Source organism: Metabacillus lacus (assembly GCF_009674805.1).
GTDB classification, from domain to species: domain Bacteria; phylum Bacillota; class Bacilli; order Bacillales; family Bacillaceae; genus Metabacillus_C; species Metabacillus_C lacus.
In genome coordinates, this window is the sequence record NZ_WKKI01000084.1 from 1 (window position 1) to 6,526 (window position 6,526).

Below are 6,526 nucleotides of genomic sequence, written 5' to 3' on the forward strand. Positions count from 1 at the left end.
TTATCGTCGTTGAAAACAGTGTTGACAAGAAGGAACAAAATGACTCTTTCTTTTTACACAATTATATGGACTTAATCGATGAAGGACAAAAGTGAGTGAAAAAGCCAGCAAAATGTCCTTCATAAGGGCGATGAAGGACAAAAGTGAGAGGAAAATCATCAGAAATGTCCTTCATTAGGGTGATGAAGGACAAAACTGAGTAGAAAATCATCGAAAATGTCCTTCATAAGGGTAATGAAGGACAAAAGTGTGTGAAAAATCATCGAAAATGTCCTTCATAAGGGCGATGAAGGACAAAAGTTAGAGGAAAAGCAACGGAAATGTCCTACATAACCTCGATGAAAGGCAAAACAATGTGGAAAGAGCAACAAAAAAGCCCTTCATACGGACGATGAAGGACAAAACCTCTAAAATTCATTCATAATAAGACCACTGATGGACCCCAACAATTTTGAAATTTTTTTCTAGAATTCGCTTTATTCTTTTTTTAGACTGTACCACTTTACACCAGTTGTGAATGATGTTTGTTGTTATTTTTTCATCAGGGAAAAGAAACTTAAATTCATTCACACTTCTCATAACGGCATTTGCAGCCGCTTCTATGTGTTCACATTCCCTGCATATGCACATCCTCCCATCAATCATCGTTGACAGAGAGGCACATTTTCCGCAAGTGATGCCTTTTTGCAGCTGTTCATAGTTATAGAGTGGTAATTGTGCAAAAGGAGAGTCTTTCAAGTGCAGGGAAATTAACTTGTTTGCGAGTATTTTGTGCTTTTCATTTAATTGTGAAGGTATCATGTTTAGTTTTTTTATATAACGATTTAATTCAGTTGGGAAAATAAATGGTTTGTTTAGAGGGGTTTGATATAACGTGAATTCGGGGTTGATAAAAACGACACTAGCATAAATTGGTATACTACAATGCAGGTTTTGGAGTAACTGCCGCAACAGAGATTCACTTCTGTTCAATTGGTTTAGTGGATTAGAAATTTCAGAATTAGGGGCAGCATATAATCTATCTGATACATAATAATAATCACCTTCAAAATTTTTCACTTCAAAAAGATAAACAGCTTCCTGAAAAATAATAAGTGAATCAATTTGGAACGTGGTGTTATGTTGTTTTAGTAGCAAATCATTTAAAATGAAGCATTCAGATTGGATCTTTTCTGTCATCGAGTCGAATAATTTTTCACCTTCATAACCCTTTCTAAGATTCAAATAGAGTTGCCTGTCTTTATCAGACAGCCTCATTCGCGCATTTAGAAATTTCAGAGTAAGTAGTTCAGTTGATTCAGTACGAGCTTTATAAGGGCATAATTGACATCCTTTCATATTTAAAACTTCAAGTCTATTATACATCATTTGCTGTTGAGGTATTAGCTATGTATCTAATTTAATTTCATCCGGGTAAATCATATAGTTCAGTAATGATAAATAGGAAAAATGACAATAGTAAAATTACTTTTCATATACTCAACTCACTAAAATACACGGAACATCAATAGCGTAAGTATAATCTACGGGACTTCCCTTTTATGGAAGTCCTGTTTTTTTAATAAATACAAACATGAAGCTTTAGCATAGCAACAACATTTTTGAAATCCAGCGACTTGCCAAATGAGTGCCTGTATCTGGCTGTTCATCATGGTAATGATTCTGACAAACCAGAGGATTGATTGTTATTTGAAATACCTTCTCTTTAAATAAATAGATAAACCGAGCAGCACCGTTTGCAAAGCGGCAAAAGCAAAAACAGAGCGCATATCGCGGAGTGAGGATAAAAAATCCGGCATAGAAGAGGATGAGTAGTATCCCATATAAGCTTTTGGAAAAAGCTGCGCTTGTTAGTTTAGTTTTTAGCATCTCTCCACCGACATATTTCTACACATATTTGTTACAATATTGTGGCAAGCATTCTATTACTTGAAAAACGGCATAAACTGCTCTATATTTAAAGTTATGAACTGACCGAGCAGTCATTAATGGAGTAAGGTATTCCTACGATCTTACATATACAGATGACCGAGGAGTCAAAAGCGGAAGGAGCAAACAATGAGAATTAGCAAATTTTCCATTAGGAGACCGGTTTTTACCTTTGTTACGATGATGTTAGTGATTATACTGGGCGTAGTCTCCTTTATGAATATTCCATTAAAGTTAATACCTGAAATCAATCCTCCAATCGGGGTAGTTGTAACAAACTACTCAGGAGCAGGTCCGAATGAAGTGGTTGAGAGAGTGTCAAAACCGCTGGAGGAATCACTGTCAACGCTCGAAGGCATTGATCAAATTACCTCAACCTCACAGGAGGGGGCCAGCCTGGTGCTCATGCAGTTTTCGTGGACCACAAAGCTGGATGATGTACAATCTGAGATTTTGGAGAGGCTGAATGACACTCCTCTTCCAGATGATGCAGGAAATCCAAGATTTTTAAAATTTGATCCATCACAGTTTCCAATTATTCAATTGTCTTTATCCTCCAGTATTGATGCTGCAACATTGCAGGAGCTTTCCGAGGATTTAGAGCAGGAACTGACTAGAATCCGTGGAGTGGCCAGCGTTAACTTATCTGGTTTAACTACAGAGGAAGTACGTGTGCAGCTGGACCAGGAGAGACTGGAGGAGTTTCAGCTCAGCCAATCTGAAGTGGTAGATGCGATTGGGGCTAATTCTGTTTCTCTGCCTGGAGATACGATTGTCTCGGATGGCAAACAATTAACAACAAGAGTTTTGAGTACAATAGATTCAGTAGAAACACTGCAGAACTTGGTGATTACAAGAAATCCTGCTAACGGAAATAATGTGACTCTTGGTGATATTGGGTCAATTGCAGTGCAGCCGGAAGAAACGCAAACCATTACCAGAGCGAATCAGGAGTCTGCGATTCTTTTAAGCGTACTGCAGCAGTCTGATGCAAATACTGCTGATGTATCACGTGATTTTCAAGATAGCCTGAATGAGCTTCTTGAGCAGGATAAATATGAAGACATTGAGTCAAACATTATTTTTGATCAGGGAGATTATATACAGCGTGCTATTGGAAACATGATGAACACCCTCCTTCTGGGCGGTTTGTTCGCAATGGTTGTACTGTTCCTGTTTTTAAGGAGTTTTAAAAGCCCGCTGATTATTGGAATTGCGATTCCTTATTCTGTTATCGTCACGTTTGTACTCATGTACTTCTCGAATTTCACATTAAATATTATGACACTGGGTGGTCTGGCCCTTGGGATTGGTATGCTTGTTGACAATGCAATTGTTGTTATTGAAAACATTTACCGCCACTTATCGATGGGCAAAGATCCTAAAAAGGCTGCATATGACGGGGCGAGAGAGGTAGGTCCTGCAATTACAGCCTCCACGCTCACGACAGTAGCAGTGTTTCTGCCGGTTATCTTTATTACAGGATTGATCGGAGAGCTCTTTACAGAGTTTGCATTAACGATTGCATTCAGTTTGTTCGCCTCTTTATTTGTGGCATTAACTGTAGTGCCGATGCTTGCAAGCAAGCTGCTTTTGAAGCCAAGAAAAGATATGGAAGCAGAGCGTCAGGAATCAAGGTTCATGAAATCTGTTGATTCCGGAATTCGCTGGGCACTTGGCCGCCGCGCGCTTGTACTTTTGCTGACAGTCATCGTTTTTGCGGGAAGTTTGTATGGACTTTCCAGAGTGGGAGCTGTGTTCCTTCCGAATACGGATGAAGGCTTCTTTACATTAAACGTTGAGCTTGAAAGCGGCTCTTCGCTTGAAGAGACTAGAAAAGTTGTTGAAGCACTTGAAGGAGATCTTTCCGAGGAAAATGATGTTGACTTGTATGTCAGCTTAATCGGTTCCACTCAGCAAGAAACTTTTAGAGGCACAGGAAGCACCAATGAAGCTGAGATTTATATTAAGCTTAACGATGCTGAGAATAGGACTGTGTCAACCTTTGATTTTGTAGACAATGTAAAAAGGAATATGGAGCGCACTGCTGCTTCGGTGAATAATACAGCCGAGCTGTCCTTTAATCTTCAGTCTACCGCTGGTTCAGCCCCGAATACGCTGTCTTTCAATGTCAGGGATTCTGAGGAAGACAGACTCGCTGAAAGTGTAGAAAAAATTGAAGAAGCATTGTCTGGCATGAGTGATATTACTGAAGTAACATCAGATCTGGATGACACTGTTGATGAAATTCAAATTACGGTAAACAGGGAAAATGCATTAGAGCAGGGCCTTGCCCCAGCTCAAATTGCCATGGTAGTGAATAATGTAACTAGAGGTTCTACAGCTATTCAGATGACAAACGCTGAGAACAATGAAGTGTATCCTGTTAATGTCAGCTACGATGATTCAGTGACGGAAAGTATAGAGGCACTGGAAGGGCTTTTGATCAAAAAGCCTGACGGGACATTTACAAATCTAGGTGCAGTGACCGATATTGAAATCGGAGGCAGTCCATCTTCTGTGCAAAGAATAGATAAACAAAGCGCTGTTCAGTTTACTGCCAAATATAGAAATTCCACCAATCTTGGTGATATTTCCAGAGAAGTGGATAAAGAGATAGAAGATCTTGATCTGCCTGAGGAAACTGAAATTGTTTTTGGCGGAGACAGAGAGCTGCTGGAGTCTTCTTTGGACGATATGGTGCTTGCTTTTGTTTTGGCAATCGTCTTTATCTATATTGTGATGGCTGCTCAGTTCGAATCTTTTAAATATCCGTTCGTAATCATGTTTACCGTTCCACTTATGATCGTTGGAGTGGCATTGGCGCTTATGTTCACGAATACGCCGCTCAGCCTTCCAGTTGTAATAGGAATAATTGTTCTGGCGGGAATTGTCGTGAACAACGCGATTGTTCTTGTGGACTATGTGAATCAGCGCAAAGAGCAAGGCTACAAAACATATGATGCTCTTGTTGAAGCTGTGAAGGTAAGGATGAGGCCAATCTTTATGACGGCTCTTACCACCATTCTCGGATTGCTTCCGCTCTCACTTGGTCTTGGTGAAGGAACTGAGGTAAACCAGCCGATGGGAATTGCGGTAATTGGCGGGCTGATCACCAGTACCCTGCTGACACTGCTTGTTATTCCGATTGTGTACAGTTTCTTTGATAAGGATACAAGAAGAATGAACAAAAAGTATGTCACTCCCGACGGCCAGCTGATACCGGCTTATCTCATGGATGACCGAAGAGTGGACTCAACAAAAGAAGAGCCGGAGGTAAAAGCGGAAGTCCCGGCAAACCCAACCCAATCTAATGAAAAAGAAGACATGGTAAGATTGTTGGAAAACATCATGAGAATTGTTAAAGATACAGATGACGACTCTACCAAGAAATAAGTGGGACGCAGGGACGGTTCCCTCGTCCCGCCCACACCGAGCCTTTCAAGCCTTGCTTGAGAGGTTTTTTTAGGGAAAAGGGACATTTTCTCGTCATAGTGAAAGGAGAAGAGACGATGCATGTAAAGGACGAATTGTATGGGGGTTTTGAGTTAGACGATGTATTGGGAAGCTTGATTGCATCCGCCCCTCTTCACAGATTGAAAGGCATTTACCAGGGGGGTGCAAGCTTTCAGGTAAACAGATTATGGAATGTGACAAGATATGAGCATTCCATTGGGACAATGCTTTTAATTAGAAAACTGGGAGGCACACTGGAAGAACAAATAGCGGGTTTGCTTCATGATGTGTCGCATACAGCTTTTTCACACGTCGTAGATATGGCGTTTGGTCTTGAGGCTGAAGATTATCATGAGGATATTTTCGAAGAAGTGATCTTGCGTTCTGAAATACCCGAGATTTTGAAACGGTATGGATACTCTTCGCAGCTTATACTTGGTGATCTAAAGAAATGGAGCCTGCTGGAACAGGAGCTGCCGGCACTTTGTGCTGATAGATTAGACTACACACTAAGAGATCAGCTGCGTTATGGAGGTATTTCACAGAGGGACGCCAAAATTTTTATGGATGAATTGCAGATAGTTGAAGGGGTAATCTGCGTCCGGAGTGTAGAGGCTGCGGAGTGGTTTACGGAAGTTTTCTATCAGGAAGTCATTGGCTTCTTTTTGAATCCGTTAAATATTTATGCTTATGATACGCTGGCCAAGACGTTAAAGGCCGCCTGGGATTCAGGATTGATTGCTTCAGCGGATTTACTCAAGGAAGATGCAGAGCTCTTACAGCACCTTCGGGGGACCAATCATCCAGAAGTATTGCAGCTGCTGAATCAGCTATATTCTAACCCTGCACTTACGGAGGATGAACAACACTTTCACATACATAGAAAGACAAAAGTCCGGCTGATAGATCCCGACGTTGTGGTGATGGGTAAACCTATTCCGTCATCTCAGCTTTCTTCTAGAGTCAAAAGACTTGGAAGGGAAGCGAAGGAAAAGGCTGAGAAGGGGGTATATGTGAAAGTTGGGGGATAATGCGGGGTAAAGCGTGGGACAAGGTACCCGTCCGAGACCACTGAAATACATCTCCTAAAAATTGTAAAAGTTAAAAAATAAAAGAAAACCCTCCTTGATTTGGTATAATT

At 40.8% G+C, this 6,526-nt stretch carries 3 protein-coding genes; 2 read left to right on the top strand and 1 reads right to left on the bottom strand.

From position 1 onward, the window contains the following. Positions 1-414 precede the first annotated feature (414 nt). Complete coding sequence (locus GJU40_RS20045) at positions 415-1,338, bottom strand: nuclease-related domain-containing protein (RefSeq protein WP_154309826.1); 924 nt, start codon at positions 1,336-1,338, stop codon at positions 415-417. 720 nt (positions 1,339-2,058) lie between these two features. Here GJU40_RS20045 and GJU40_RS20050 point away from each other — a divergent pair. After that, positions 2,059-5,325 (top strand): efflux RND transporter permease subunit, encoded by a 3,267-nt coding sequence (locus GJU40_RS20050; protein WP_154309824.1) that lies wholly within the window; start codon positions 2,059-2,061, stop codon positions 5,323-5,325. A gap of 116 nt (positions 5,326-5,441) precedes the next feature. After that, positions 5,442-6,416, top strand: a complete 975-nt coding sequence (locus GJU40_RS20055) for an HD domain-containing protein (protein WP_154309825.1) — start codon at positions 5,442-5,444, stop codon at positions 6,414-6,416. The last annotated feature ends 110 nt before the right edge of the window (positions 6,417-6,526 follow it).